The sequence below is a fragment of the Rhodococcus sp. NPDC003322 genome, from assembly GCF_053589555.1.
The window spans coordinates 12,244-37,265 of the sequence record NZ_JBSFSC010000001.1; the positions used below are offsets into that span (position 1 = coordinate 12,244).

21 protein-coding genes and 1 tRNA gene are annotated in these 25,022 nt (G+C 69.8%); 5 read left to right on the forward strand and 17 right to left on the reverse strand.

What is annotated here, in order from left to right:
- Together ACWDUM_RS00070 and prmC are read right to left on the reverse strand one after the other, a co-directional pair.
- A complete protein-coding gene (locus tag ACWDUM_RS00070) occupies positions 1–669 on the reverse strand; it encodes an L-threonylcarbamoyladenylate synthase (RefSeq protein WP_450113528.1) in 669 nt (222 codons plus the stop codon).
- A 77-nt stretch (positions 670–746) separates the two neighbouring features.
- Positions 747–1,646: a peptide chain release factor N(5)-glutamine methyltransferase gene (prmC, locus tag ACWDUM_RS00075; RefSeq protein ID WP_450132418.1), complete on the reverse strand. Its 900-nt coding sequence runs from the start codon at positions 1,644–1,646 to the stop codon at positions 747–749.
- Positions 1,647–1,758: 112 nt separating this feature from the next.
- Between prmC and ACWDUM_RS00080 the strand changes: the two genes are divergently transcribed.
- On the forward strand, positions 1,759–2,205 hold the full coding sequence (locus ACWDUM_RS00080) for a hypothetical protein (protein WP_450132419.1): 447 nt from the start codon (positions 1,759–1,761) through the stop codon (positions 2,203–2,205).
- A 27-nt stretch (positions 2,206–2,232) separates the two neighbouring features.
- On the opposite strand, the gene prfA is transcribed toward ACWDUM_RS00080, so the two are convergent.
- The 8 genes from prfA to argS all read right to left on the reverse strand — a co-directional run bounded on the left by prfA (position 2,233) and on the right by argS (position 12,700).
- Positions 2,233–3,312 (reverse strand): peptide chain release factor 1, encoded by a 1,080-nt coding sequence (gene prfA, locus ACWDUM_RS00085; RefSeq protein ID WP_450113525.1) that lies wholly within the window; start codon positions 3,310–3,312, stop codon positions 2,233–2,235.
- 106 nt (positions 3,313–3,418) lie between these two features.
- The gene (gene rpmE, locus ACWDUM_RS00090) at positions 3,419–3,652 is read right to left on the reverse strand and encodes a 50S ribosomal protein L31 (RefSeq protein ID WP_450113524.1); all 234 of its coding nucleotides are present in this window, start codon (positions 3,650–3,652) and stop codon (positions 3,419–3,421) included.
- 164 nt (positions 3,653–3,816) lie between these two features.
- Entirely contained in the window at positions 3,817–5,871 is a 2,055-nt protein-coding gene (gene rho, locus ACWDUM_RS00095; RefSeq protein ID WP_450132420.1) for a transcription termination factor Rho, read from the reverse strand.
- 406 nt (positions 5,872–6,277) lie between these two features.
- Positions 6,278–7,210: a homoserine kinase gene (thrB, locus tag ACWDUM_RS00100; RefSeq protein ID WP_450132421.1), complete on the reverse strand. Its 933-nt coding sequence runs from the start codon at positions 7,208–7,210 to the stop codon at positions 6,278–6,280.
- 29 nt (positions 7,211–7,239) lie between these two features.
- Positions 7,240–8,328, reverse strand: coding sequence for a threonine synthase (gene thrC / locus ACWDUM_RS00105; protein ID WP_450132422.1), 1,089 nt, complete (start codon positions 8,326–8,328; stop codon positions 7,240–7,242).
- Positions 8,321–9,631, reverse strand: a complete 1,311-nt coding sequence (locus ACWDUM_RS00110; RefSeq protein ID WP_450113520.1) for a homoserine dehydrogenase — start codon at positions 9,629–9,631, stop codon at positions 8,321–8,323. The genes thrC and ACWDUM_RS00110 overlap by 8 nt, the downstream gene beginning before the upstream one ends.
- Positions 9,624–11,051, reverse strand: coding sequence for a diaminopimelate decarboxylase (lysA, locus tag ACWDUM_RS00115; protein ID WP_450132423.1), 1,428 nt, complete (start codon positions 11,049–11,051; stop codon positions 9,624–9,626). The genes ACWDUM_RS00110 and lysA overlap by 8 nt, the downstream gene beginning before the upstream one ends.
- Positions 11,048–12,700: an arginine--tRNA ligase gene (gene argS / locus ACWDUM_RS00120; RefSeq protein ID WP_450132424.1), complete on the reverse strand. Its 1,653-nt coding sequence runs from the start codon at positions 12,698–12,700 to the stop codon at positions 11,048–11,050. Before argS ends, lysA begins: the two co-directional genes overlap by 4 nt.
- 147 nt (positions 12,701–12,847) lie before the next feature.
- Here argS and ACWDUM_RS00125 point away from each other — a divergent pair, with 147 nt between their 5' ends.
- Together ACWDUM_RS00125 and ACWDUM_RS00130 are read left to right on the forward strand one after the other, a co-directional pair.
- Positions 12,848–13,708: a DUF3105 domain-containing protein gene (locus tag ACWDUM_RS00125; RefSeq protein ID WP_450132425.1), complete on the forward strand. Its 861-nt coding sequence runs from the start codon at positions 12,848–12,850 to the stop codon at positions 13,706–13,708.
- Between the two features lies 1 nt (position 13,709).
- Positions 13,710–14,423 carry a DUF305 domain-containing protein gene (locus ACWDUM_RS00130; protein WP_450132426.1) on the forward strand — a complete coding sequence of 238 codons (714 nt, stop codon included), beginning with the start codon at positions 13,710–13,712 and terminating at the stop codon, positions 14,421–14,423.
- Positions 14,424–14,470: 47 nt separating this feature from the next.
- Here the strand turns inward: ACWDUM_RS00130 and ACWDUM_RS00135 are convergent, their stop codons facing one another.
- Positions 14,471–16,885: a phosphoketolase family protein gene (locus ACWDUM_RS00135; protein ID WP_450132427.1), complete on the reverse strand. Its 2,415-nt coding sequence runs from the start codon at positions 16,883–16,885 to the stop codon at positions 14,471–14,473.
- A gap of 124 nt (positions 16,886–17,009) precedes the next feature.
- Between ACWDUM_RS00135 and ACWDUM_RS00140 the strand changes: the two genes are divergently transcribed.
- Positions 17,010–17,082 (forward strand) — tRNA-Arg (locus ACWDUM_RS00140).
- Positions 17,083–17,167: 85 nt separating this feature from the next.
- On the opposite strand, the gene ACWDUM_RS00145 is transcribed toward ACWDUM_RS00140, so the two are convergent.
- From ACWDUM_RS00145 to ACWDUM_RS00170, 6 genes are all read right to left on the reverse strand, one after another.
- Complete coding sequence (locus tag ACWDUM_RS00145) at positions 17,168–17,539, reverse strand: limonene-1,2-epoxide hydrolase family protein (protein WP_450132428.1); 372 nt, start codon at positions 17,537–17,539, stop codon at positions 17,168–17,170.
- Positions 17,540–17,614: 75 nt separating this feature from the next.
- Positions 17,615–18,643, reverse strand: coding sequence for a TIGR03617 family F420-dependent LLM class oxidoreductase (locus ACWDUM_RS00150; RefSeq protein WP_450113513.1), 1,029 nt, complete (start codon positions 18,641–18,643; stop codon positions 17,615–17,617).
- Positions 18,644–18,707: 64 nt separating this feature from the next.
- A complete protein-coding gene (locus ACWDUM_RS00155) occupies positions 18,708–19,847 on the reverse strand; it encodes a 3'(2'),5'-bisphosphate nucleotidase CysQ (protein ID WP_450132429.1) in 1,140 nt (379 codons plus the stop codon).
- On the reverse strand, positions 19,844–21,724 hold the full coding sequence (cysC, locus tag ACWDUM_RS00160) for an adenylyl-sulfate kinase (RefSeq protein WP_450132430.1): 1,881 nt from the start codon (positions 21,722–21,724) through the stop codon (positions 19,844–19,846). Before cysC ends, ACWDUM_RS00155 begins: the two co-directional genes overlap by 4 nt.
- Positions 21,724–22,665 carry a sulfate adenylyltransferase subunit CysD gene (gene cysD, locus ACWDUM_RS00165; protein WP_450132431.1) on the reverse strand — a complete coding sequence of 314 codons (942 nt, stop codon included), beginning with the start codon at positions 22,663–22,665 and terminating at the stop codon, positions 21,724–21,726. The genes cysC and cysD overlap by 1 nt, the downstream gene beginning before the upstream one ends.
- A 97-nt stretch (positions 22,666–22,762) precedes the next feature.
- A complete protein-coding gene (locus ACWDUM_RS00170) occupies positions 22,763–23,707 on the reverse strand; it encodes an IclR family transcriptional regulator (RefSeq protein WP_450132432.1) in 945 nt (314 codons plus the stop codon).
- A gap of 131 nt (positions 23,708–23,838) precedes the next feature.
- Here ACWDUM_RS00170 and ACWDUM_RS00175 point away from each other — a divergent pair, with 131 nt between their 5' ends.
- Positions 23,839–25,002 (forward strand): hypothetical protein, encoded by a 1,164-nt coding sequence (locus tag ACWDUM_RS00175; protein ID WP_450133294.1) that lies wholly within the window; start codon positions 23,839–23,841, stop codon positions 25,000–25,002.
- The last annotated feature ends 20 nt before the right edge of the window (positions 25,003–25,022 follow it).

Sequence of the window (25,022 nt, forward strand, 5' to 3'; positions counted from 1 at the left end):
TCACCCTCGGTCCCCGCCCCCGAGCAGGCTCTCGACGGTCACGCCGAGCACCTCGGCGACCGCCGGTGTCGGGACCGCACCCTCACGCAGGATGCGCGGGACGTCGGAGGTCAGGTCGACGATGGTGGACGCGAGGGCATGTTCGGCCGGCCCGCCGTCGAGGTAGACGCTGGCGCTGCCACCGAGCTGGCTGCGCGCCTCCTCCACGGTGGTCGCGGGCGCATGCCCGGAGATGTTGGCACTCGACACCGCGAGCGGGCCGACCTCGCGCAGCAGTTCGAGGGCAACGGGGTGCAGTGGCATCCGCAGCATCACCGTCCCGCGGGTGTCCCCGAGGTCCCAGGCCAGCGACGGCGCCTGCTGGACAACGAGACTCAGCCCGCCCGGCCAGAATGCACGGATCAGTTCGCGGGCCTCCGGGCGCACGGTGAACACCAGCCCGTCGATCGTGTTCCACGAGCCGACGAGGACCGGCACCGGCATGTCCCGCCCACGGCCCTTGGCGCGCAGCAGGCTCGCGACCGCCTCGCCGTCGAAGGCGTCTGCCGCCAGGCCGTACAGCGTGTCGGTGGGGATAACCGCCAGCCGGCCTGCCTTGAGTGCGTTGCCGGCCGCGCGGATTCCGGCCTCACGTGTTTCGGGTTGTCCGCAGTCGTAGACGATGCTCACCGGTCCATCCTTTCACCCTGCCGAAAGAGCCGGTTCGGTCACCACCCCGACAGCCGGGACATCGGGGGTTCGCGACCTCACGGGCGTCGCGCCGCCTCGGCCGCGGTCGCGACGCGTCGACCCACCACGAACCGCGGTTTGCCGGCGAGGTCGTCGTGCTCGGCGACCTCGCCGAAGACGCGTCGTTCCCGCAGCAGCGCGGCGACCTGGCCACCGTTGCTGTCGTCGTGCTCGATGGCAAGCGCGCCGCCGATCCGCAGCCACCGGGCGATGTTCGAGACCATCGGCGTGATCACCGACAGCCCATCCGGGCCACCGAAGAGAGCGGACGCCGGATCGTGCTCGGCGACCTCGCGGTCGAGGACCGCCCCCTCGGGAATGTACGGCGGGTTCGAGACCACGAGGTCCACGCCGCCCTCGAGTTCGGTCAGCAGCGCCCTGCTGGTCACGTCCCCGTGGTGCAGGACGATCGGTGTGTCCCCGTCGGCGGCCCGGGCGTCGGCGTTCTTGCGCGCCCACGCCAGTGCCTTCGGCTCCAGTTCGACGGCGTGCACGACCGCGTCCGGGCGGGCGTGCGCGATGGCCAACGCCAGCGCCCCGGAACCGGTGCACAGGTCGAGAACGACGGGCGGCCGGGTCGGGGTGGCCTCGAGCACGGCCAGCGCCCACGCGAGCAACAGCTCCGTCTCGGGCCGTGGCACGAAAACGCCAGGGCCCACCGCGAGGTCGATCTCCCCCATCGCCGCGACGCCGGTGATGTGCTGCAACGGAATTCGTTTCGCGCGCTGCGCCACCATCTCCCGGTAGGTCTCGATGACCTCGGGTTCGACGAGCGGCACCAATCCGAGTCGGCCGCGTTCGACGCCCACCACGTGCGCGGCGAGCAGTTCCGCGTCTGTTCGCGGGCTGGGCACGCCGGCTTCCTCGAGGATTCTGGTGGCGTCGAGGATCGCCAGGCGCAACGGTTGTCGGCTCACGGCGTTCAGCCTGCCACGCCGTCACGAACCGGACACGCACAGGCCACGAACCACGCCGGGCGCGGAGAACGCCGATACGGTCGATTCGTCCGGCCAAAGGAAAGGAATCCCCATGAAAAGTTCAAGATTCACCTTTCGCGTCGCCACGGCAGCGGCACTCACCGGCGCCGCCGCCCTCGCGGCGCCCGCACTGGCGTCCGCGGCACCGATCGACATTCAGCCGACTCCGTTGTTCTGCGCCGGCGGCATCGCCCCGGTGCAGTCCCTCACCCACCAGGAGCAGGCCGCCATCGAACCGGACGACCTGCTTTTCGTCGTCAACGAGGCAGGCAGGTCCGGTCCCGATGTCAACTGGATCAACATCAACACCGGCGAGACCGGCGCGGCAAGACTGACGCCCAGCGAGGGGGACGCCAAGTTCCCTGCCGCGCTCGTGGAACCGGAAGGCGGTATCGCCGTGTCCGTGGTGTGGGGCAACTACCAGAACGCCACGGGCGAGAACTGCTTCCTGCTGCCGGGAATCGACATCAGCCGGCTGGCGGGCGAGCCCGACGACTGACCTGCCGGGAGGCCCCGCTCCCCCGGCTCACTCCGCGGCGAGCCGGGCCTCCCTGTCGGCCTTGCCGAGCGCGTCGAGCAGCGCGTCCATGTCACCGTCGAGCACGGCGTCGAGGTTGTGCGCCTTGAATCCGATGCGGTGATCGGTGATGCGGTTCTCGGGGAAGTTGTAGGTACGGATGCGCTCGGACCGGTCGACGGTGCGGACCTGGCTGGCCCGCCCGGCCGACGCCTCGGCCTCGGCGGCCTCCTCGGCGGCGGCCTGCAGCCGCGCCGCGAGCACCTGCATCGCGCGGGCCTTGTTCTGCAGCTGGGAGCGTTCGTTCTGGCAGGTCACCACGATGCCCGTGGGCAGGTGCGTGATCCGGACCGCGGAATCGGTCGTGTTGACGCCCTGACCGCCCTTGCCGGACGACCGGTACACGTCGATGCGCAGATCGCCCTCGTCGATCTGCACCTCCTCGACCTCGTCGGGCTCCGGGTAGATCAGCACGCCTGCCGCGGAGGTGTGCACGCGGCCCTGCGACTCGGTGACGGGCACGCGCTGCACGCGGTGTACTCCGCCCTCGAACTTGAACCGGGCCCAGACCCCGTCTCGCACGTCGCCCTTCGACTTGATCGAGATCGTCGCGTCCTTGTACCCGCCGAGATCGGAGATGGTGGCGTCGAGCACCTCGACCCGCCAGCCGTGCCGCTCCGCGTAGCGGATGTACATCCGGGCCAGATCCGACGCGAACAGCGCCGATTCCTCGCCACCCTCGCCCGACTTGAGCTCGAGCACCACGTCGTCCGCGTCGTGGGGGTCGCGCGGCGCGAGCAGATCGGTCAGTGCCACGTCCAGCTCCGCGACGAGAGCCTCGAGCGCGGGCACCTCGGCCGCGAAGGCGGAGTCGTCCGCTGCCAGCTCACGCGCCGCCTCGAGGTCCTCACGGGCGGCGAGCAGCTTGGTGTGTGTGGCCATGATCGGCGCGAGTTCGGCGAATCGCTTGCCGACCCGTCTGGCTGCGGCCGGATCGTTGTGCAGCGACGGATCCGCCAGCTGCAGTTCGAGGCCGGCGTGTTCGGCCAGAATGTCGTCGATGGCCGAGGGCTGGGTCGTGCCCGCCATGGTGCGCTCCGATATGTGAGTCAGGGTGTCTGGATTCCCGGGGACGGGATGCAAAAACGCCGACGCCCGGCCTGCAAGGTGCACAGGACGGGCGTCGGCGATGTCGCTAGCTCTCGGCAGCGGCCTTCTTCGGGGCGCGCTTTCCGTAGCGAGCCTCGAAGCGGGCAACGCGTCCGCCGGTGTCGAGGATCTTCTGCTTGCCGGTGTAGAACGGGTGGCACTGCGAGCAGACCTCGACGACGATGCGTCCGGACTCCTTGGTGCTGTGGGTCTCGAACGTGTTCCCGCAACCGCAGACGACGGTGGTCGCCACGTATTCGGGGTGAATTCCTGCCTTCATGGTGTCCCTTTCGGTGGTCGCCGGGTCGACTTCGAGAATCGAAGCCGTGAACCGGAACCGGACATGGTTGTTCGTAGCACGCGGCAGATGCCTGATGCGCGATCGATCATTCTGCCAGAGGCCGCTGACGTTCTCCTAAACGGCCTCCGGGCGGAATCTGTTCCCTAGTCGTCGCCGATGGCGCCCGGAGCGGTCTTGGTGACCTGCATCAGGAACTCGACGTTGCTCTTGGACTTCTTGAGCCGGTCGATGAGCAGGTCGATCGCCTGGTGCGAGTCCAGGCCCGACAGCACGCGGCGCAGCTTGTGCACGACCGCGAACTCGTCGGGGCTCATCAGCAGCTCGTCCTTGCGGGTGCCGGACGGGTTGACGTCCACCGCGGGGAACACGCGCCGCTCGGCGATCTTGCGGTCGAGCTTGAGCTCGGCGTTGCCGGTGCCCTTGAACTCCTCGAAGATCACGGTGTCGCCGGTCGAACCGGTTTCGACCATCGCCGTGGCGATGATGGTGAGCGAACCACCGTTCTCGATGTTGCGGGCGGCACCGAGGAATCGCTTCGGCGGGTACAGCGCGGTCGAGTCGACACCACCGGAGAGGATGCGTCCGGACGCGGGCGACGAGTTGTTGTACGCGCGGCCGAGGCGGGTGATCGAGTCGAGCAGCACGACCACGTCGCGACCGTTCTCGACGAGACGCTTGGCCCGCTCGATGGCCAGCTCCGCGACCGAGGTGTGGTCTGACGGCGGCCGGTCGAAGGTCGAGGCGATGACCTCACCCTTGACCGAACGCTGCATGTCGGTGACCTCTTCGGGCCGCTCGTCCACCAGGACGACCATCAGGTAGCACTCGGGGTTGTTCGTCGCGATCGCGTTCGCGATGTCCTGCATGATCGTCGTCTTGCCTGCCTTCGGCGGCGAGACGATCAGGGCGCGTTGGCCCTTGCCGATCGGCATGATCAGGTCGATGACGCGGGTGGTCAGGACGTTCGGAGCCGTCTCGAGCCGCAGCCGCTGGTTCGGGTACAGCGGGGTGAGCTTGTTGAACTCCGGACGACGCTTGGCCGCCTCGACGTCGCCGCCGTTGACTGTGTCGATGCGCACCAGCGGGTTGAACTTCTGCCGCTGGTTGCCGCCGCCCTCGCCCTCGCGGGGGACGCGAACCGCACCGGTGATCGCGTCGCCTCGACGCAGACCGTTCTTGCGGATCAGGTTCATCGACACGTAGACGTCGTTGGGCCCGGCGAGGTAGCCGGAGGTGCGCACGAACGCGTAGTTGTCGAGGACGTCGAGGATGCCCGCGACGGGCTGCAGGACGTCGTCCTCGCGGATCTCGACGTCGGCGCCACCGCCCTCGCCGCGGTCGCGTCCACGGCGCCGCTCGCGGAATCGACGTCCGCGCCGGCCGCGGCCGTCGCCGTCGTCGTCCCCGCCGCGGTTGTCGCGGCCTTCACCGCGGGGTCCGTTGTTGCCCTGGCCGCGCTCGTCCTGGGCGCGGTCCTGGTTGCGGCCACCCTGGTTGCGGTCACCCTGGTTACGGTCACCCTGGCTACGGTCACCCTGGTTACGGTCACCCTGGTTGCGATCGCGGCGGGGGCGATCGCCACCCTGCTCCTGCCGCCCGCCCTGACGCTCGGCCGGCTGCTCCGTCGCCTCGGCCTGCTCGGTGGCGGCACCGGCGGCCCGGGCGGATCCACGGCGCTGTCGACCCCGGCGTCCGCCCTGGTCTGCATCACCCGACGAGTCGGACTCGACGGGGAGTGCGGTCTGGCCGGTGGCCTCGACGGCCTCGGCCTTCGCACGCGTCTCGCGCTTCGCGGGCGCCTCGGCCTTCGCAGGCGCCTCGGCCTTGGTGGAGGCTTCGCTCTTGGCGGGGGCCTCGGTCTTCGCGGGGGCTTCGACCTTCACGGCGGGAGCCTTTTCGGTGGCGGCGGCCTTGGCCGCCTTGGTGGTGGAACCACCGGCCTGCCGCTCCTTGATCGCGGCGATCAGGTCGCCCTTGCGCATGCCGGAGGTGCCCTTGATACCGAGCTCACCGGCGAGGGCGCGCAACTCGGCGAGCACCATTCCGGAAAGCCCGACGCCACGACGCGCGTCGGCGCGCTTGGTCGCGGCAGCGACGGCCGGGGCCGTCTCTGAAGTCTGTGAACCGCCGGACTGGCTCGCCGCGGTGGACACCGCAGAGTCGAGCACAGGAGTGGCGATCAGGTCCGTATCGGTCACGGATGTCCTTTCCTTCCCTCGCCCGCGCGGCGCTGAGTCGAGGGTTCGTCCCGCAGCTCAATTACTGAACTCGGATATGCCGGACATGTTCGGGAAATGTCGGGCCGCTCGCCCTCATCTCGCACTCAGGCGCCTTCTCCGAGCCGACACCCCGAGAGGCCGAAAGCCTCGAGCACAGGGGGTTCGGGCGAAAAACACGCAGTCCGGAACTCGGGGCTGTTCCGTGATTTCCGAGCTTCGCGACCGATGAGAATCCGATCGGGAGACTCCTGATTTCGGGAGTGATTGCCCTGATAGAGCACCGGCGACTGATACGCACGATGGGCGAACGCCCCCAGGATAGCCGTGAACACGGTTACGGGCAAGAACAACCCGCCGGTGTGCTGCGGCACACCGGCGGGAGGGCTCAGGAGACGCGGACGCCGTCCGCGATTTCGAGGTCGAGCACCCGAAGGCCGTCCGACTCGGCGGCGACTCGGAGGTCCGCGGGCAGCGGCGCGGTGGTCAACGCCAGCACCGTCGGACCGGCGCCGGAGACGACGGCGGCGATGCCCCGTTCACGCAGCGCAGCGACCCAGCGGGTCGTCAGGGGCAGGGCGGATGCCCGCTGCCGCTGGTGCAACCGATCCTCGGTGGCGGTCATCAGCAGATCGGGCCGGGAGGTGAGGGCCACCACGGCCAGTGCACCGCGGCTGACGTTGAAGGCGGCGTCGGCATGCGACACCGTCTCCGGGAGCAGTCCACGGGTGTGGGCGGTCGTCGACCGCTCCTCCGGCACCAGCGCCACGACGCGAATGCTCGGATGGACGGCGAGGCGGGCCGCGCCGAATCGGCGCGGTGAGTCCCCGTCGACCGGGTCCTCGCTCCAGGACACCACCGCACCGCCGAGCACGCTCGCGGACGCATTGTCGGGGTGCCCTTCGAACTCGGACGAGAGCTGCACCAGCTGGGCCTCGGTCAGTGCCAGCTCGGGGTCGAGCAGGGTCACCAGGCCGTTTCCGGCGGCGAGCCCGCCGACGGCCGCCGACGCGGACGAACCGAGTCCACGCGAATGTGGAATGGCGTTGCGGCACACCACGTCCAGACCACCGGCCCAGACCCCCGCCGCCTCGAGTCCCCGCTCGATCGCGCGCACCACCAGGTGCGAGGGGCCCAGCGGGACGTCCCCGGCCCCCTCCCCCTCGACCCGAACGGCGAGTCCGGACTCGGTTGTGGTGACCGTGATCTCGTCGTACAGGCCGAGGGCCATACCCAGCGTGTCGAATCCCGGACCGAGGTTGGCCGTGGACGCGGGCACCCGCGCCGTCACGGTCAGCCCCGTCGGCAACGTCCGAGTCATCGTTGTGTCTTCGATTCGCTGTGCGGTCACTACACCAACTCGAGCGCCGACGCGACGGCCACCGGGTCGACCGGAATCGGCTGGACGGGAGGCATTCCCAGCAGGGCCGTGTCGGGGTCCTTGAGGCCGTTGCCGGTGACGGTGCACACCACGGTCTGACCGGCGTCGAGCCAGCCCTCCTTGTGCGCGGCCAGCAGGCCGGCGACGGACGCGGCGGACGCCGGTTCGACGAAGACGCCCTCGGTGCGCGCGATCAACCGGTACGCCTCGAGGATCTCCTCGTCGGTCGCCGCGCGGAAGACGCCGTTCGACTCCTCCTTGGCGTTCACGGCACCGTCCCACGATGCGGGGGCGCCGATGCGGATCGCGGTCGCGATGGTCTCGGGATCCTTGACCGGGGCGCCGTGCACGAGCGGGGCAGCGCCGGCGGCCTGCACGCCGAGCATGCGCGGCCGGGACGCGGAGATGCCGTCGGCGTGGTACTCCGAGTAGCCCTTCCAGTACGCGGTGATGTTGCCGGCGTTGCCGACGGGCAGGGCGTGGATGTCGGGGGCCTTGCCGAGGGCGTCGACGATCTCGAACGCCGCGGTCTTCTGCCCCTCGATGCGGACCGGGTTCACGGAGTTGACCAGGCCGATGGTCGGGAACTCGGCGGTGGTCTTGCGGGCGAGTTCGAGGCAGTCGTCGAAGTTGCCCTCGACCTGGATGATCTTGGCGCCGTGCATCACGGCCTGGGCGAGCTTGCCCATCGCGATCTTGCCCTGCGGGACGAGCACCGCGCAGGTCATCTTCGCGACGGCGGCGTAGGCGGCGGCCGATGCGGAGGTGTTGCCGGTGGACGCGCACAGCACGGCCTTCTGCCCGCGGGCGAGGGCATCGGTGACGGCCATCGTCATGCCGCGGTCCTTGAACGACCCGGTGGGGTTGAGCCCCTCGACCTTGAGGTGGACGTCGCAGCCGGTCAGCTCGGACAGGTATCCGGCGGGGATGAGCGGGGTGCCGCCCTCGCGCAGCGTGATCGTCTTCCAGTTCTCGCCGATCGAGAGTCGGTCCCGGTACGCCTCGATCAGGCCCGGCCAGGGCGTGTGAACGGGGGTGTGCTGACGAGGGCTATTCACTGGAACCTTCCAATCGGAGAACACTGGTGACCGCGGTGACGAAGTCGAGCTTGCCAAGGGATGCAACGGTTTCGGACAGGGCCGCATCGGTGGCCCGATGCGTGACGACGATCAACCGCGCACCGTCCCCGGCGCCTTCCTGGCGCACCGTCGAGATGGAGACGTCGTGCTTGGCGAACTCCGCCGCGACCGCGGACAGCACGCCCGCGCGGTCCGCGACCTGCATGTTGACGTAGTAGCGGGTGGGGATCTCACCGATCGGCGCGACCGCCAGGTCCGCGTAGCTCGACTCTCGCGGTCCGAGGCTGCCGTTGACCTTGTTGCGGGCCGCCATCACCACGTCGCCCATGACGGCGGACGCGGTGGGGGCGCCGCCGGCGCCCTGGCCGTAGAACATCAGGCGCCCCGCGGCCTCGGCCTCGACGACGACCGCGTTGAAGGCGCCGTTCACCGACGCCAGCGGGTGATCGAGCGGCACGAGCGACGGGTAGACGCGCGCGGACACCCGCTCGGTGCCGTCCTCGCCGACGATCCGCTCGCAGATGGAGAGCAGCTTGACGGTGCAGCCCAGCGACTTCGCGGCCTCGAGGTCCGCCGAGGTGATCTTCGAGATGCCCTCGCGGTAGACGTCGGCGGCGGTGACACGGGTGTGGAAGGCGATCGACGCCAGGATGGCGGCCTTGGCCGCCGCGTCGAAGCCCTCGACGTCGGCGGTCGGATCGGCCTCCGCGTAGCCCAGCCGGCCCGCCTCGGCGAGGGTGTCGGCGTAGTCGGCGCCGGTCTCGTCCATCGCGGACAGGATGAAGTTGGTGGTGCCGTTGACGATTCCGGCGACCCTGACGACGCGGTCGCCGGCGAGCGACTGGGTCAGCGGCCGGATCACGGGGATCGCCCCGGCGACCGCGGCCTCGAAGTACAGGTCGGCGTTCTGCTTCTCGGCGGCCTCGGCGAGTTCGCCCGTGTAGTCGGCGAGCAGCGCCTTGTTGGCGGTGACCACGGACTTGCCGGAGTTCAGCGCGGAGAGGATGAGCTTGCGCGGCACCTCGATTCCGCCGATGACCTCGACCACCACGTCCACGTCGTCACGCGCGACGAGCGAATCCGCGTCGGTGGTCAGCAGCTCCTCCGGCACGCCGCGGTCCCCGTCGATCCGGCGCACGGCGATGCCCCGCACGACCAGTGGCGCACCGACACGGGCCTCGAGGTCGCGGGCGTGTTCGCGGATGATCCGCACAACCTCGCTGCCGACGTTGCCGAGGCCGAGTACCGCCACGCCGATCGCGGCGGCGTTCGGTTCAGTCATCTTGCTGTACCTCCAAGCTGAGCAGATCTTCCACGGTCTCCCTGCGCAGGACGAGTCGGGACTTCCCGTCTCGGACCGCGACCACGGCGGGTCGGGTGAGCAGGTTGTAGCGGCTGGACATCGAATAGCAGTATGCGCCGGTGGCCGCGACCGCGAGCAGGTCTCCGGCACCGACGTCCTCGGGCAGCCAGGCGTCGCGGATCACGATGTCACCGCTCTCGCAGTGCTTGCCCACCACGCGTGCGACAACCGGCTCCGCCCGACTGTCCCGCGAGACCAGCCGACAGTCGTACTCGGCCTGGTACAGCGCGGTCCGGATATTGTCACTCATTCCGCCGTCCACGCTGACGTAACGGCGAGTTGCGTTGCCGTCCAACCGGACATCCTTGGTGGTGCCGACCTCGTACAGCGTCACGGTGCCCGGTCCGGCGATGGCCCGACCCGGTTCGACCATGAGCGTCGGGACCGGCAGTCCGGCCGCGGCGGATTCGGTGGCGACGATGTTCGCGAGTTTCGCGGCCAGGTCGTCGACCGGCGGCGGGTCGTCGCTCTCCAGGTAGGAGATGCCCAGGCCGCCACCGAGGTCGATGATCTTCACCTGCGAGGTCTTCTCGACGCCGAAGCCGTCGACGATCTGCCGCAGCAGCCCGATCACCCGGTGCGCGGCCAGCTCGAAGCCGTCGACGTCGAAGATCTGCGAGCCGATGTGGCTGTGCAGACCGACGAGCTTGAGGTTGTCGGTCTCGAACACCCGGCGGACCGCGTCGAGGGCGGCACCGCCGGAGAGCGAGAAACCGAACTTCTGGTCCTCGTGGGCGGTCGCGATGAACTCGTGGGTGTGCGCCTCGACCCCGACGGTGATCCGGATCAGCACCTCCTGCACGACGCCGAGGTCGCCGGCGACGGCGTCGAGGCGGTCGATCTCCTGCATCGAGTCCAGCACCACGTGACCGACGCCCGCGGACACCGCGGCGCGCAGCTCGGCGACGGATTTGTTGTTGCCGTGCATGGTGATCCGCTCGGCGGGGAATCCGCCGTGCAGCGCGACGGCCAGCTCGCCACCGGACGCGACGTCCATCGACAGGCCCTCGTCGGCAACCCAGCGGGCGATCTCGGCGCTGAGGAACGCCTTCGACGCGTAGTGCACCCGCTCGGCGGCACCGAAGGCGCGGGCCATGTCGCGGCAGCGGGACCGGAAGTCGTCCTCGTCGATCACGAACAGCGGCGTGCCGTACTGCTCGGCCAGTTCGGTGACCGGGACACCGGCCAGTCGGACCACCCCGTCGTCACCTCGCGTGGCGCCGCGCGGCCACACCGCTGCGGGCAGGGTGGTCATCTGCGACGGGTCGGCCGGCCGTGACGGCAGCCCGGGTGCGTGCTGGATGTCCGCGTGGCGCGGACCGGCGGGGTGCGCGCTCACATCCGCTCCGGTGCGCTGACACCGAGCAGACCGAGACCGTTCGCGAGGACCTGGCGGGTGGCACCGCACAGTGCGAGCCGCGCGGTGTGCAGGTCGCCGGCCGGCTCGTCGCCCTGGGGCAGGACGCGGCAGTCGGTGTAGAAGCGGTGGTAGGTGCCGGCCAATTCCTCGAGGTACCGGGCGACGCGGTGCGGCTCGCGCAGGTCCGCCGCGGTGGCGACGACCTTCGGGAAGTCGCCGATGGTGCGGATCAGGTCGCCCTCCCGGTCATGGGTGAGCAGTTCGAGCTTGGGGTCCGCAGCGGACAGGCCCAGGTCGGCGGCGTTGCGGGCCAGCGATGCGAGCCGGGCGTGCGCGTACTGCACGTAGTACACCGGGTTCTCGCTGGTGGTGCTCGCCCAGAGCTCGAGGTCGATGTCGAGGCTCGAGTCCACCGACGAGCGGATCATCGCGTAGCGGGCGGCGTCGACGCCGATCGCCTCGACCAGGTCGTCGAGGGTGATGACGGTGCCTGCGCGCTTGCTCATCTTGACCGCCGCGCCGTCGCGGACCAGGTTGACCATCTGGCCGATCAGCACCTCGACGGTCGCCGGGTCGTCCCCGAACGCGGCCGCGGCGGCCTTGAGACGGCCGATGTAACCGTGGTGGTCCGCGCCGAGCATGTAGATGCACAGGTCGAAGCCACGCGAGCGCTTGTCCTGGAAGTACGCGATGTCGCCTGCGATGTAGGCGGCGTTGCCGTCGGACTTGATGACGACGCGGTCCTTGTCGTCACCGAAGTCGGTGCTCTTGAGCCACCACGCGCCGTCCTCCTCGTAGAGGTTGCCGCTGGCCTTGAGGGTGGCGACGGCCTTCTCGACCGCGCCGGACTCGAACAGCGAGTTCTCGTGGAAGTAGACGTCGAAGTCGGTGCCGAACTCGTGCAGGGTCTGCTTGATGTGGTCGAACATCAGCGCGACACCGATCGAGCGGAACACCTCCTGCTGCTCGTCGGCGGGCAGGTCGAGCGCGTCGGGGCGCTGCCGGAGCACCTCGGCGGCGATGTCGGCGATGTACGCACCGGCGTAGCCGTCGTCGGGGGTCGGTTCGCCCTTTGCCGAGGCGATCAGCGAGCGGGCGAACCGGTCGATCTGCGCGCCGTGATCGTTGAAGTAGTACTCGCGGGTGACGTCCGCACCCTGGGCGGCGAGGATCCGGCCGAGGGCGTCGCCGACCGCCGCCCATCGGGTGCCGCCGAGGTGGATCGGGCCCGTCGGGTTCGCCGAGACGAACTCGAGGTTGATTCGCTTGCCGGCCTGCGCGGTCGAGCTGCCGTAGCTCTGACCTGCCGCGATCGCCTTGGCGACGATGGCGCCCTGGGCGGCGGCGGCGAGCCGGATGTTGAGGAATCCCGGTCCGGCGACCTCGGCGGACTCGATGCCGTCGGTCGCGGTCAGGGCCTCGGCGAGCCAGGTGGCCAGGTCGCGCGGGTTCACTCCGGCCTTCTTGCCGACCTGCATCGCGACGTTGCTGGCGTAGTCGCCGTGTTCGGGGTTGCGCGGGCGCTCGACGGTCAGCGTCGCGGGCAGCACGGACGCGTCGAGGTCGTGGTCTGTGAGGACCTTCGCGGCGGTGACGCGAAGGAGTTCGGCAAGGTCGGCGGGAGTCACGGGTATTCATCCTATGTGCTGGCCGTTCAAAGCCTGCCTTCAGGCACTGAACGTACAGTGGGACGACCACGGGACCCACCTGTCGCACCGACGCCGGCGTCCCGTCCCACAGACCCGACGTCCACATCAGCGAAAGAGCACTCACAGATGCCGAGCGGTTCGGAAAATCGCAGCGCCAAGAACAGCGCCAAGTCCGCCAAGGCCATCAAGGCTGCCAACAAGAGCTCCGGCGGCTCCGCCAGGCGCGGACTGCCGAAGCAGCGTCAGATCCCCTGGTTGACGATCGGCGCCGCCGCCGCGGTCATCGCCCTGGTCGCGCTGTTGGCGATCAACCTGGTGCCGAAGTACCAGGACAAGGCCGAAGCCGACAAGTTCGCCCCCAGCGCGTCGAACCCGGACCCCTCCGCGGAGATCGAGGGTGTCGTCAAGATCGATTACCCGGCCGCGCTGCACGTGTCGGCGGCCCAGCGGGTCGCGTACGACCAGACGCCGCCCTTCGGTGGGCCGCACGACGCGACCTGGGCCACCTGCACGGGCGTGGTCTACCCGAACGCGATCCGTACGGAGAACGCGGTGCACTCGCTCGAGCACGGTGCCGTCTGGATCGCCTACAACCCGGACAAGGTGTCCGGTGACGAGCGGCAGGCGCTGGTCGACCGCGTCGACGGCAAGTCGTACATGCTGATGTCGCCGTACCCGGGCATGGACTCCGCGATCTCCCTGCAGAGCTGGGGCCACCAGCTCAAGCTGGACAGCGCCGACGATCCGCGGATCAACCAGTTCATCGCGGCGCTGCGGCTGAACAACTTCGGCGCCTACCCGGAGAAGGGTGCGAGCTGCTCGACGATCCCGGGTGCGTTCGATCCCGACAACCCGCCCGCGTTCGACGCCACTCCCCCCGGCCCCGACGCCGTGACCATGGACGGCAAGGGCCTGACGCCGGACACCTCGGAGACCGGCGGCGGCGCCGGGCTGCCGATGGCCCCCGAGCCCGCCCCGGCGAGCTGACATGACGGGCTCCGACGGCGCGGCGGCCGGCGGTACGCGCAGCCAGCGCACCGCCCTCGCCGTCCTGGGCCTGATCGCGGCGATCGCGGTCGGATTCGGGCTCGGGTTCTTCGCGAACCAGTTCCTGCACGACGACCAGCCCACCGCCCCGGCCGCGGGCTCGGTGGACGTGGGATTCGCGCAGGACATGATCGTGCACCACAACCAGGCGGTGGAGATGGCGGCGATCTCGATCGCGAACGCCGCCGATCCGATGGTGCGGGATCTCGCGTACGACATCCTGACCACGCAGCAGAACCAGATCGGTCAGATGACCGGCTGGCTGTCGCTGTGGGACCAGCCGGTGGCGACGACCGACGAGCACATGGCCTGGATGTCCGACGCGGGCGGCCACGGCGACGGCCACGGCACGACGGGCCATGGGGCCACGACGACCCCTGCGCCCTCCTCGGCGCAGATGCCGGGCATGGCGACGTCGGAGGAGATGGCCGCGCTGCGTCAGGCCCGGGGTCCCGAGGGCGACGTGCTGTTCCTGCAGCTGATGCTGCGCCACCACCAGGGCGGGCAGCCGATGATGGAGTACGCCGCCAAGCACGCGGAGGTGCAGACGGTGCGAGACCTGGCGCAGACGATGGTCGACACCCAGGCGAGCGAGTCGCACCGGATGACGCAGTTGCTCACGGAGAAGGGCGCGGCCCCGCTTCCGCTGAACTAGCCGTCCGTTCCACCCCGCTCGGAAGAGCAGGGTGGACCGGCTCACGGTCAGGGTGCCGACGGCGTTTCGGCCGGCGCTCCCCACGTCCAGTCCCGCACCTCGGGCATGTCCTCGAGGTGCGCGACGACGTAGTCGCGGTGCCGGTCCAGCTGGGCGCGGCAGTACCGGGCCAGCTCGTCGCCGCGCTCGGGCACCCGACGGCTCCGCCGCAGCGCCTCGATCGCCAGGTGGTACCGGCTCATCCGGTTGAGCACCACCATGTCGAACGGTGTTGTGGTGGTGCCCTGTTCGCTGAATCCCCGCACGTGGAAGCGATCGGTGTCGGGCCTGCCGTGCAGTAGTTCGTGCACGGCCCGCGAGTACCCGTGGAACGCGAAGACCACGTGGGTGTCGTCGGTGAACAGCTCCCGGAACTTCGTGGGCGTGAATCCGTGCGGATGCGTGTCATCGGGCATCAGCGCCATCAGGTCAACCACGTTCACCACCCGCACCCGCAGGTACGGCACCCACCTCCGGAGCAGCTCCGCCGCCGCGAGGATCTCCTGGGTGGGCACGTCCCCGGCGGCGGCCAGTACGACGTCGGGGGCGTCCGCGTCGGCGTCCTCGGTGCCCGCCCAGTGCCACACCGAGGCGCCGGCCGCGCAGTGCTCCGCGGCCTGCTCCAGCGTCAGGTACTGCAGGTGCGGCTGTTTGTCGACGACGATCAGGTTGACGTGATCGGTGCTGCGCAGGCAGTGGTCGGCGATCGAGAGCAGGGTGTTCGAGTCCGGCGGCAGCCAGATCCGCACCACGTCCGGAGCCAGCGGAATCGCGGAGTCGATCATGCCCGGGCCCTGGTGACTGAAGCCGTTGTGGTCGTTGCGCCAGCAGGTGCTGGTGAGCAGCACGTTCAGCGACGACACCGGCTCGCGCCACGGCAGGGTCAGTGCGTGCTGGAGCCACTTGGCGTGCTGGATCAGCATCGAGACGCTGACCATCGCGAACGCCTCGTAGCTCGCGAACACGCCGTGGCCCCCGGCCAGCAGGTAGCCCTCGAGCCAGCCCTGGCACAGATGCTCGCTGAGCACCTCCATCACCCGTCCGTCGGGCCCGAGCCCGTCGTCGTACCCGGTGACGGGCAGCTGCCAGCACCGGTCGGTGACCTCGAACACGGCCCCGAGGCGGTTGCTGGCCGTCTCGTCGGGGCAGAACAGCCGGAAGTCGCCGCCGCCGTCGGACCGGACGCCGTCCGCGTAGATGTCGCGCATCAACTCGCCGAACACCCGGGTGGTCTCGTGGATCGAGGTGCCGGGTTCGGTGACGGCGAGCGCGTACCGCTCCAGCGGCGGGATCCTGAGCGGCCGGCGCAGCCGTCCCCCGTTGGCGTACGGCGTCGAACCCATCCGCTTGTCCCCCACCGGGGCGAGTCCGGCGAGTTCACGCGCCAGCGACCCGTTCTCGTCGAACTGACGCTCCGGGTGGTACGACCGCAGCCATTCCTCCAGCCGGGCGAGGTGGTCGGGATTGTCGCGGACCCCGGACAGCGGCACCTGGTGGGCCCGGTGTGTGCCCTCGACCAGCACCCCGTCGACGGTGTGCGGACCGGTCCACCCCTTCGGGGTTCGCAGCACGATCGCCGGCCACCGGCGTTCCTGCGGGGGCGAGCCGGCCCGGGCCGCGGCCTGCAGCCCCCGGATCGTGTCGTACGCACCGTCGACCGCGGCGGCGAGGTCACGAAACACCTGCCGCGGGTCGTCGCCCTCGACGAGGACCGGCGCCCAGCCCTGCCCGGCCAGGTACGCCGCGACGTCGACGTCGCTGCTCCGTCCCAGCACCGTCGGGCCGGCGATCTTCGCACCGTTGAGGTGCAGGATCGGCAGCACGGCGCCGTCGCGGCGCGGGTTCAGAAACGCGGGCACCTTCCACGAGGCCGACAGCGGCCCGGTCTCGGCCTCCCCGTCTCCGATCACACACGCCACCAGCAGTTCCGGCCGGTCGAACGCTGCGCCGGCCGCGTGCGCGAGGGCGTACCCGAGTTCACCGCCCTCGTGGATGCTGCCGGGTGTCTGGACACTGACATGACTCGGGACGCCGCCGGGCGTCGAGAACTGGCGGCAGAGCCGCTCGACGCCGGCTGCGTCGGCACTCACGTGCGGGTAGATCTCCGAGTAGGTGCCCTCGAGATACGTGGCCGCGACCAGGGCCGGACCACCGTGACCGGGCCCGGTCACGTACAGCCAGTTGGAGTCCGTGCGGCGGATGTGCCGGTTCAGGACGGTGTAGATCGCGGACAATCCCGGGCTGGTTCCCCAGTGCCCGAGCAGTCTGGGCTTGATGTGCTCGGGCCGCAACGGCTCCCGCAGCAAGGTGTTCTCGCGCAGGTAGATCTGCGCGACCGTGAGGTAGTTGGCCGCGGCCCACCACCTCAGGTCCAGGTCGAGTTCGTCGTCGGAGTAGTCGGGCACCTGGTCGTGTTCGGCCATGCCTTCGCGCGCCTTCCAGTGAGGAGTCACCTGCTACTTCATCGAGTATGGGGGTGCGAATAGGGATTCGTCGCGCGATGCGCTACGCTAAGCCAGCCCAACCGGCACACCGAGTTTTCGGTGCGCCCCCGTAGCTCAGGGGATAGAGCGTTCGCCTCCGGAGCGAAAGGTCGCAGGTTCGAATCCTGCCGGGGGCACTCGCATTTCGAGTGCACCACAGCCACAAGAGCCCCGGTCGACGTTGTCGACCGGGGCTCTTTGCTTGTTCGGATGCCCGCGCCGTCAGCTCCCGAGCGCGGCGAGAGGTGCCATGTCGAAGTAGTCGCGCCAGCCGGAGATCTTGCCGTCCCCGGTGACCTCGAAGACGCCCATCACGGGCAACTCGATGCTCGTGCCGCCCATGGCGAAGACGTCGGTGCGTTCGTTCATCACCACCGACCCGTTCGCGGCCTGGTGGTGCACCCGGAAGTCGATGCCGCCGAACTGCGCGACGAACCCGGTGATGAAGTCCTTGATCGCACCCTTACCGACCACGGGCTCCATCGGAATGTTGTGGTAGACGGCATCTTCGGTGAAGTACTCGGCCAGGGCATCGGCGTCGGCCTCCTTCCAGCGGGCACAGAACTCGGTCACGACGGCGTCGGGAGTGGTCATGCGGATCTCCTTCTGGTGTGGGGTGCGGCCGCGCCGCCGGTGAGTGCATCTCACCCCGGTCGGGGTGAAATGCACTCACGGGCAGCGCAGCTGCGAAACCACCCGCGCGAACTGCGGGTCGTCGGCGGGGTCGGTGGGTGGTGCGAGGGTGATGCCGTCGACGAGGCCGCCGACGCGATCGGCGACGACTGCGGCCAGCTCCGGGTGACGGGCGGTGGGCAGCAGTGCGCCGAGCACGTCATCGGTGACGAGGTCGCCGAGCCCCGTCCAGGAGTCCTCACGGACCATCCGGGCGAGCGGCGCCTGCAGGTGCCCGAGACCGGCGTGATCGAGGCCGCGCCGATACGCCGGGGTCGAGTACAGGAACGCGAACTGCCGTCGCTGCCGGTCCCGTTCGCGCGCGAGGGCCTCGTCGGTGTCGCCGGTGATCACCTGCACTCCGGCGATCACCTCGAGGTCGTCTCGGGTCCGACCGGCGGACCGTGCACCCTCCGCCAGCGCGGGCAGGATGTCGTCGGCCAGGCTCCGGGGGCCGGAGTTGGTGGGGTGGCCCACGTATCCGTCGGCGACCTCCCCCGCAACCCGGCACATCCTCTTGCCGACGCCTCCGAGAAAGATCGGCGGGTCCGGCGGCAGGTCGTCGCCGTCGAACGGGTTGAAGTACGGCTGCATTCGGGTGAACCGGTAGTGCTCCCCCACGAACGGCACCAGTTCGCCGCCGCGGAAGGTGGCGAACGCGGCCCGCACGACCTGCACGTACTCGCGCAGACGCGGCGCCGGCTCCGACCACGGCATCGCGTAGCGCTCCTCGACGTTCTGCCGGATCTGGGTGCCGAGGCCGAGCTGGAACCGGCCGCCGGACAGCCGGGCGAGATCCCAGGCCGTGTAGGCGGTCAGGACCGGGCTGCGCACGAACGCGAGCGCGACCGAGGTGCGCACCACGATCCGGGACGTCGCCTGCAGGGCCTGCAAGGCGAGCAGGAACGGATCGTGCACGGTTTCGGAGACGTGCATTCCGTCGTAGCCCATGGCCTCGACCCGCCGGGCGTGCGCCCCGATCTCGGCGAGCCCGAGGCGCGGATCGGTGTTCGCGTACACCCTCACCGCACCCTCACTTCCCCCAGTGAACGGAAGCGTTCACTCGATCCGATCCGAGTGAATGTACCGTTCACTCGGATCGGGGAGCGGGCTCGATGATCGCCGTGACCGCGGCGATCTCGGCACCCGGCACGGAGAAGTGTTCGGTCAGCGCCACGGTGTGCGTCTCGTCGCCGACGGCCATGTCCAGCAGGAAGCGCGCGACAACGTCGGTGCCGAACTCGGTGAACGTCAGGTTCCGGATCCCGGTCAACGGCAGGTACTGCGCGCCGGTCTCCAGCTCGCGGACGATCTCCGGACCGGAATCGCCCGTCCGCCTTCCGTTCTCGACACGGAAGCAGTCGGCCGCCAGCCGGACCTTGCTCGCGTCGTGGGTGAGCAGCGAGCCGAGGTACTCGCGGACCATCGCGACCCGTGGGCTGTCCGGCGGCGTCCCGGTCAGTTCCGCGATCCCCGACAGCAGCGGACCTGCCAGGTCGGGGCGGCAGATCAGCAGGTCCGGCAGGTACGGGTGCGCCTCGTTGTAGACCAGCGGAGTCCCGTCGATCCGCGAGCAGTGCAGCCCGGCGGCCAGGGCGACCCCGACCGGGGCCGCGGAGTCCCACTCCCACTGCCCGCCCGCGTGCACGTACGCATCGGCCTCACCGCGCAGCACCGCCATCGCCTTCGCCCCCGCCGAGCCCATCGGCACGACCTCGCCGCCGACCCGCTCGGCGAGGGGTCCCGCGAACTCCGGTGGACGGCTGTCGCTGACCAGGATTCGCGGGCGGGCGTGCTCCCCGACCGCCGCCGTGCAGGTGTCGCTGCGGTAGACCCGGCCGAGTGCAGGTTGGGCGACCGAGGCGGCGGTGATGCCGACGCCGCGCTCCCACAGCGCGACGTGCACCGCCCAGTCGGCGCGGGCCGGCAGCCCGTACTCCCTGGACCCGTCGAGCGGGTCGATGATCCACACCCGATCGGCGCCGCGCCGCGCCGGATCGTCGGCGGATTCCTCGGACAGCACGGCATCGGCGGGCCGGTGCTCGGCGAGCAGCCGCAGCAACAGCGCGTTTGCCTCCTTGTCGCCGCGCCGGCTCAGCTCCCGGGCCGCATCCTTCGGCAGCGGATTCGGGCCGAGTTCGCGCGCGCGCAGGTCGAGCAGCAGGTCGCCCGCGCGGGCCGCCATCTCCGCCGCGAGCTGGGCGTCGTCGAGGTCGCAGTCGTTGTTCATCGACTCAGATACTCCATGATCGCGGCGGCCTGCGCGACCGGATCGCCGTCCTCCGGCGTCAACACCAGCTCGGCGTGTTCGGGACGCTCGTAGGGGTCGTCGATCCCGGTGAATCCGGTGATCTCCCCTGCCCGGGCCTTGGCGTACATGCCCTTCGGATCCCTGGCCTCGCACTGCTCGATCGGGGTGTCGACGAACACCTCGACGAAGCGCAGGCCCGCGGCCTCGTGCGCGGCCCGCACCCGATCCCGGTCCGCGCGGTAGGGGCTGATCAGGGACGCGACCGCGACCACCCCCGAGTCGGCGAACAGCTGCGCGACGGCACCGACGCGGCGCACGTTCTCGGCGCGGTCCGCGGCACCGAATCCGAGATCGGCGTTGAGTCCGTGCCGCAGGTTGTCCCCGTCGAGCCGGTAGGCGGGGATGCCCGCGGCGACGAGCCTGCGTTCGAGTTCGACTGCCACGGTGGACTTCCCGGACGCGGACAGTCCGGTCAACCACACCGTGGCACCCCGGGTGGCCCGCTCGTCGCGATCGACGGCCGAGGCGTGCCAGACGACCTTCGACTCCTTGAGTGTCGGACCGGTGATCATCCCGGCGGCGACGGTGCTGCCGGTGGTCTCGTCCACCAGGATGAAGCTGCCGGTCACCCGGTTGCGCCGGTACGGGTCGAACAGAAGCGGCTGCTGGGTGCGCAGCTGGATCCGCCCGATCTCGTTGAGCTGCAACGACTGCGCGGATTCGTCGCGGTGCAGGGTGTTGACGTCGAGCCGGTAGTCGAGCCGCACCACCTGCGCGCGCGTGGAGCGGGTGGTGTGCAGCAACGTGTACCGGTGGTGTTCGCTCAACGTGGACCGTTCGGCGAGCCAGCACACCATCGCGTCGATCTCCTGCCCGACGAGCGGCCGGTTGTTCGGCCGGCACAGGAGGTCGCCGCGCGCGATGTCGATGTTGTCCGCCAGCCGGATGCACACGGCGGACGGCGCGAACGCCTCCTGCACCGGATGCCCACCGGGGCCGTGGATCTCAGCGATCTCGGTGGTGTAGCCGGACGGCAGCACCACAACCTCGTCACCGGGTTTGAACACGCCGCTCGCGACGGTGCCCGCGTAGCCGCGGAAGTCGTGCAGGTCGGCGTCGGTCTGCCGCTGCGGCCGGATCACGTACTGCACCGGGAACCGCGCGTCGATCAGGTTGCGGTCGGACGCGACGTGCACCTCCTCGAGCAGGTGCAGCAGCGAGGAGCCTTCGTACCAGGGCATGTTCTCGGTGCGGGTGACGATGTTGTCGCCCCGCAGCGCCGACACCGGGACGAACGACAGGTCGTGGACGTCGAGCTTGGCCGCGAACCGCCGGAACTCCTCGCAGATGTCCTCGAAGCGGTCCTGTGACCAGTCGACCAGGTCCATCTTGTTGACGCACACCACCAGGTGCGGAATACCGAGCAGCGCGGAGAGGAAGGCGTGCCGCCGGGTCTGTTCGAGCACGCCGTTCCGGGCGTCGACGAGGATCAGGGCCAGGTCCGCGGTGGACGCCCCGGTCACCATGTTGCGGGTGTACTGCTCGTGCCCCGGGGTGTCGGCGATGATGAACTTCCGCCGAGGCGTCGCGAAATACCGGTGTGCGACGTCGATGGTGATGCCCTGCTCGCGCTCGGCGCGCAGGCCGTCGGTCAGCAGCGCCAGGTTCGCGTGCTCGTCACCGCGTTCGCGACTGCTGCGCTCGACGGCTTCGAGCTGGTCCTCAAAGATCGCCTTCGAGTCGTAGAGCAGCCTGCCGATCAGCGTCGACTTGCCGTCGTCGACACTGCCAGCGGTCGCGACCCGGAGCAGCTGCTGACGGTGATGCGGGGATTGCAGTTCGGGGTTCAGCGACATCAGAAGTACCCCTCCTTCTTGCGGTCTTCCATGCCGGCCTCCGAGATGCGGTCGTCGGCTCGGGTGGCGCCGCGTTCGGTGACCCGGCTCGCCGCGACCTCCGCGACGACGGCGGCGGCTGTGTCGGCGGAGGACTCGACGCAGCCGGTGCAGGTGGCGTCGCCGACCGTGCGGAAACGCACCAGTTCCTCGTACGACTCCTCCCCCGGAAGCAGCGTGAGGAACCTGGTGTGGGCCAACAGCATTCCGTCGCGGGGCACGACACGGCGCCGGTGCGCGTAGTAGATGGCAGGCAGCTCGATGGATTCCTCGGCGATGTACTGCCAGATGTCGAGCTCGGTCCAGTTCGACAGGGGGAACACCCGAATGTGTTCGCCCTTGCGGTGTTTGCCGTTGTAGAGGTTCCACAGCTCCGGCCGCTGGGCCCGCGGGTCCCACTGCCCGAACTCGTCGCGGAAACTGAACACCCGCTCCTTGGCTCGGGCCTTCTCCTCGTCTCGGCGGGCGCCGCCGAACACCGCATCGAAGCCGCCGTCGCGGATGCCGCGCAGCAACGCGTGCGTCTGCAACCGGTTGCGGCTGGCCCGCGGCCCGGAGTCCTCGACCACCCGGCCTGCGTCGATGTCGTCCTGCACACTGGCGACGATCAGGCGCAGCCCGAGGTGGTCGACGACCCGGTCGCGGAACTCGATCACCTCGTCGAAGTTGTGCCCGGTGTCGACGTGCATCACCGCGAACGGCAGTGCCGCCGGCCAGAACGCCTTCGCGGCCAGGTGCAGCATCACCACCGAGTCCTTGCCGCCGGAGAACAGCAGCACGGGTCGCTCGAAGGTGGCCGCGACCTCGCGGAAGATGTGCACCGCCTCGGCCTCGAGGGCCGCGAGGTGCGACAGCGTGTAGCTGGGCGGGGACGCGGAATGCGGTGCGGGCTGTGTGGTCATCAGGGCTCCGGTTCAACGCTCACAGGCGGTACATCTATGTACCGCATCGGTACTAAACGAAGTCTGGAGCCGACTTTAGAACGTGTTACAGAACCGGTCAATGGCCGGCGACTGCGTCACCACCTCGAACCGGCGCCCGGCCGCCCACCTCCGCGGTCACCGCATCCGCCGCGGCCGCGAGCGCCCGGCCCCGACGCTCGATCTCGGCGCCGCCGATCGAGCCGCCCACATCGAGGGTCAGCACCAGGGACTGCCTGCCGTCCTCGTCGTAGCTCGGCGCCGCGATCAGGCTCACGGGATATTCGGCGTCGGCGGACGTCTCCCGGCCGAGGTAGACGCGTTCGCCGAGGCTGGACACCATCTCCCCGACCAGTTCGCGAAGCTCGGCGGGCAGGTCTCGACCCGCCACCCCCGCCATCAGCGAGAACAGTCGACGCCCCGTCGGCGTGAGCCGTTCGACGAGATACCCCGACTCGCGGCAGTCGTCGACGACACGCTGCAGCAGGTCCCGGTCGAGCACCACGGGAAAGGCCGGCTCCCGCTGCAGCCACCGCTCGAACTCGTCGTCGTGGCTCCACAGCACGTACATCAGCCCGACCGGCGGCGCGAAGGGATACACCTGCCCGACCTTGGCCGCGGTCCGTCCCGACTCGGCCCCAGGGGGTGCCGCGACCTCGAGGATCATCACCTGATCCCCCACCACCGCGGACGCGGTGCAGACCGCACCGAACTCGGCCGCCAGCGCCTCCAGGTGCGGCCGGACGATCGCCCCGACCGCGAATCCGCGCTGGGCGGCCCGGCCGGCCGCGATGAGCGCGGGCCCGAGGCCGTACCGCGCATCCGGACCGCGGGTGAGATACCCGCCGCCGACAAGGGCGGCGAGGATGCCCAGGCAGGTCGGCTTGCTGATGTCGAGCGCGCGGGCGAGTTCGGAAAGCCCGAACCGGCGATCGGGCCTGGCGACGAGATGGTCGAGCACCTGGATGACGCGCTCGGTCGGGGGCGAGCGGCGCCCCGTCACGGCGTCCGGTTCGGCTGCCATTGACCACTCCTTGAAATACGTTCTATCGTCAGGGCACAAAATTCTCTACCACTTGGGTACATATTTGTACCACCTGAACACGAGGAGCGGGAGTGCAGACAGATCCACCGGCCGAGACGGTCGCATCACCGCTGACGGCACCGCTGCGAGAAGCGATCGCCGAGGCCGAGCAACTGGTCGCGGCCGCACCCCACATCCGGTCCGAACAGGACCTGCTGGAGGGCTACCAGTACCTGGCCGGCGGCATTCTCGCCTGCGTCCACGCCGCGTGGGCCACCGAGAAGACGCATCCGACCTTCATCGCAGGCACCGGGCCCTACACCAAGATGGGCCTGGACAACCCGGACACCCTGTACTTCGGCGCCCGGATCAACGACGACGCCGAGTACGTTGTCACCGGAACCCGCGGCACCACCTGCGATCTGAGCTTCCAGGTGCTCAGCGGCAACTACACCGACTCCAACGTCCCCGGCAGCGACGCCGCCTTCGACGACCGCGACATCGACATCGACGCCGACGGCAACTTCGAGGTCCGCTTCGGACCCGAGGACGCGGCCGGGCGCCGCAACTACTTCACGCTCGCGCCGGGCGCATCGCAGCTGGTGGTCCGCGAGGTCTACAGCGACTGGTCGCAGCGCCGCGGCACCGTCCGCATCGAACGGGCGGACCGGATGGGTGTCCCCTACGACGCCTTGACCCCGGAGGAGACCGCCAAGCGCTTCGCCCGCGCGGGCAAGGCCCTGGTCAGCCGGGTCAAGACGTGGCTGCAGTTCCCGGAGTGGTTCTACCTGAAGCTGCCGGTGAACACGATGACCGAGCCCCGGCTCACGCCGGGCGGGCTCGCCACCCAGTTCTCGTCGGTCGGCCACTACGACCTCGCCGAGGACCAGGCGATGATCATCACGGTCCCGAAATCCGATGCGCCGTACCAGGGTTTCCAGCTCGGCAGCATGTGGTACATCTCCCTGGACTACACCGGCCACCAGACGTCGCTGAACAACACCCAGGCGCAGGTGGACCCGGACGGCATGATCCGCATGGTGATCTCGGAGCGCAATCCGGGTGTCACCAACTGGATCGAGACCGTCGGCCATCCGCGCGGCATCCTGCAGTTCCGCTGGCAGCGCACGTCCCGCGATTTCACCCCGGCCGACGGCCCCACCGTCGAGGTCGTCGGCATCGACGAGATCGCCGCGAAACTGCCCTACCACGAACAGAACAAGATCACGCCGGAGGACTGGGCAGCCCGCATCGCGGCGCGCCAGGCCGCCGTCGCCAACCGGATGCTCGGCTAAGACAACACAGCGAGGACCAT

What these genes read in the sequence shown, in the direction of transcription:
- prfA (WP_450113525.1), bottom strand. Translation starts at nt 3,312, where the DNA reads ATGGCGGGCACGACCCAGCCCTCGGCCATCGACGACATTCTGGCCGAA.
- cysC (WP_450132430.1), bottom strand. Translation starts at nt 21,724, where the DNA reads ATGTCGCTGAACCCCGAACTGCAATCCCCGCATCACCGTCAGCAGCTG.
- thrB (WP_450132421.1), bottom strand. Translation starts at nt 7,210, where the DNA reads ATGACTCGGACGTTGCCGACGGGGCTGACCGTGACGGCGCGGGTGCCC.
- rpmE (WP_450113524.1), bottom strand. Translation starts at nt 3,652, where the DNA reads ATGAAGGCAGGAATTCACCCCGAATACGTGGCGACCACCGTCGTCTGC.
- ACWDUM_RS00110 (WP_450113520.1), bottom strand. Translation starts at nt 9,631, where the DNA reads ATGACTGAACCGAACGCCGCCGCGATCGGCGTGGCGGTACTCGGCCTC.
- ACWDUM_RS00135 (WP_450132427.1), bottom strand. Translation starts at nt 16,885, where the DNA reads ATGGCCGAACACGACCAGGTGCCCGACTACTCCGACGACGAACTCGAC.
- ACWDUM_RS00125 (WP_450132425.1), top strand. Translation starts at nt 12,848, where the DNA reads ATGCCGAGCGGTTCGGAAAATCGCAGCGCCAAGAACAGCGCCAAGTCC.
- ACWDUM_RS00130 (WP_450132426.1), top strand. Translation starts at nt 13,710, where the DNA reads ATGACGGGCTCCGACGGCGCGGCGGCCGGCGGTACGCGCAGCCAGCGC.
- ACWDUM_RS00080 (WP_450132419.1), top strand. Translation starts at nt 1,759, where the DNA reads ATGAAAAGTTCAAGATTCACCTTTCGCGTCGCCACGGCAGCGGCACTC.
- ACWDUM_RS00145 (WP_450132428.1), bottom strand. Translation starts at nt 17,539, where the DNA reads ATGACCACTCCCGACGCCGTCGTGACCGAGTTCTGTGCCCGCTGGAAG.
- ACWDUM_RS00155 (WP_450132429.1), bottom strand. Translation starts at nt 19,847, where the DNA reads ATGAACAACGACTGCGACCTCGACGACGCCCAGCTCGCGGCGGAGATG.
- cysD (WP_450132431.1), bottom strand. Translation starts at nt 22,665, where the DNA reads ATGACCACACAGCCCGCACCGCATTCCGCGTCCCCGCCCAGCTACACG.
- ACWDUM_RS00170 (WP_450132432.1), bottom strand. Translation starts at nt 23,707, where the DNA reads ATGGCAGCCGAACCGGACGCCGTGACGGGGCGCCGCTCGCCCCCGACC.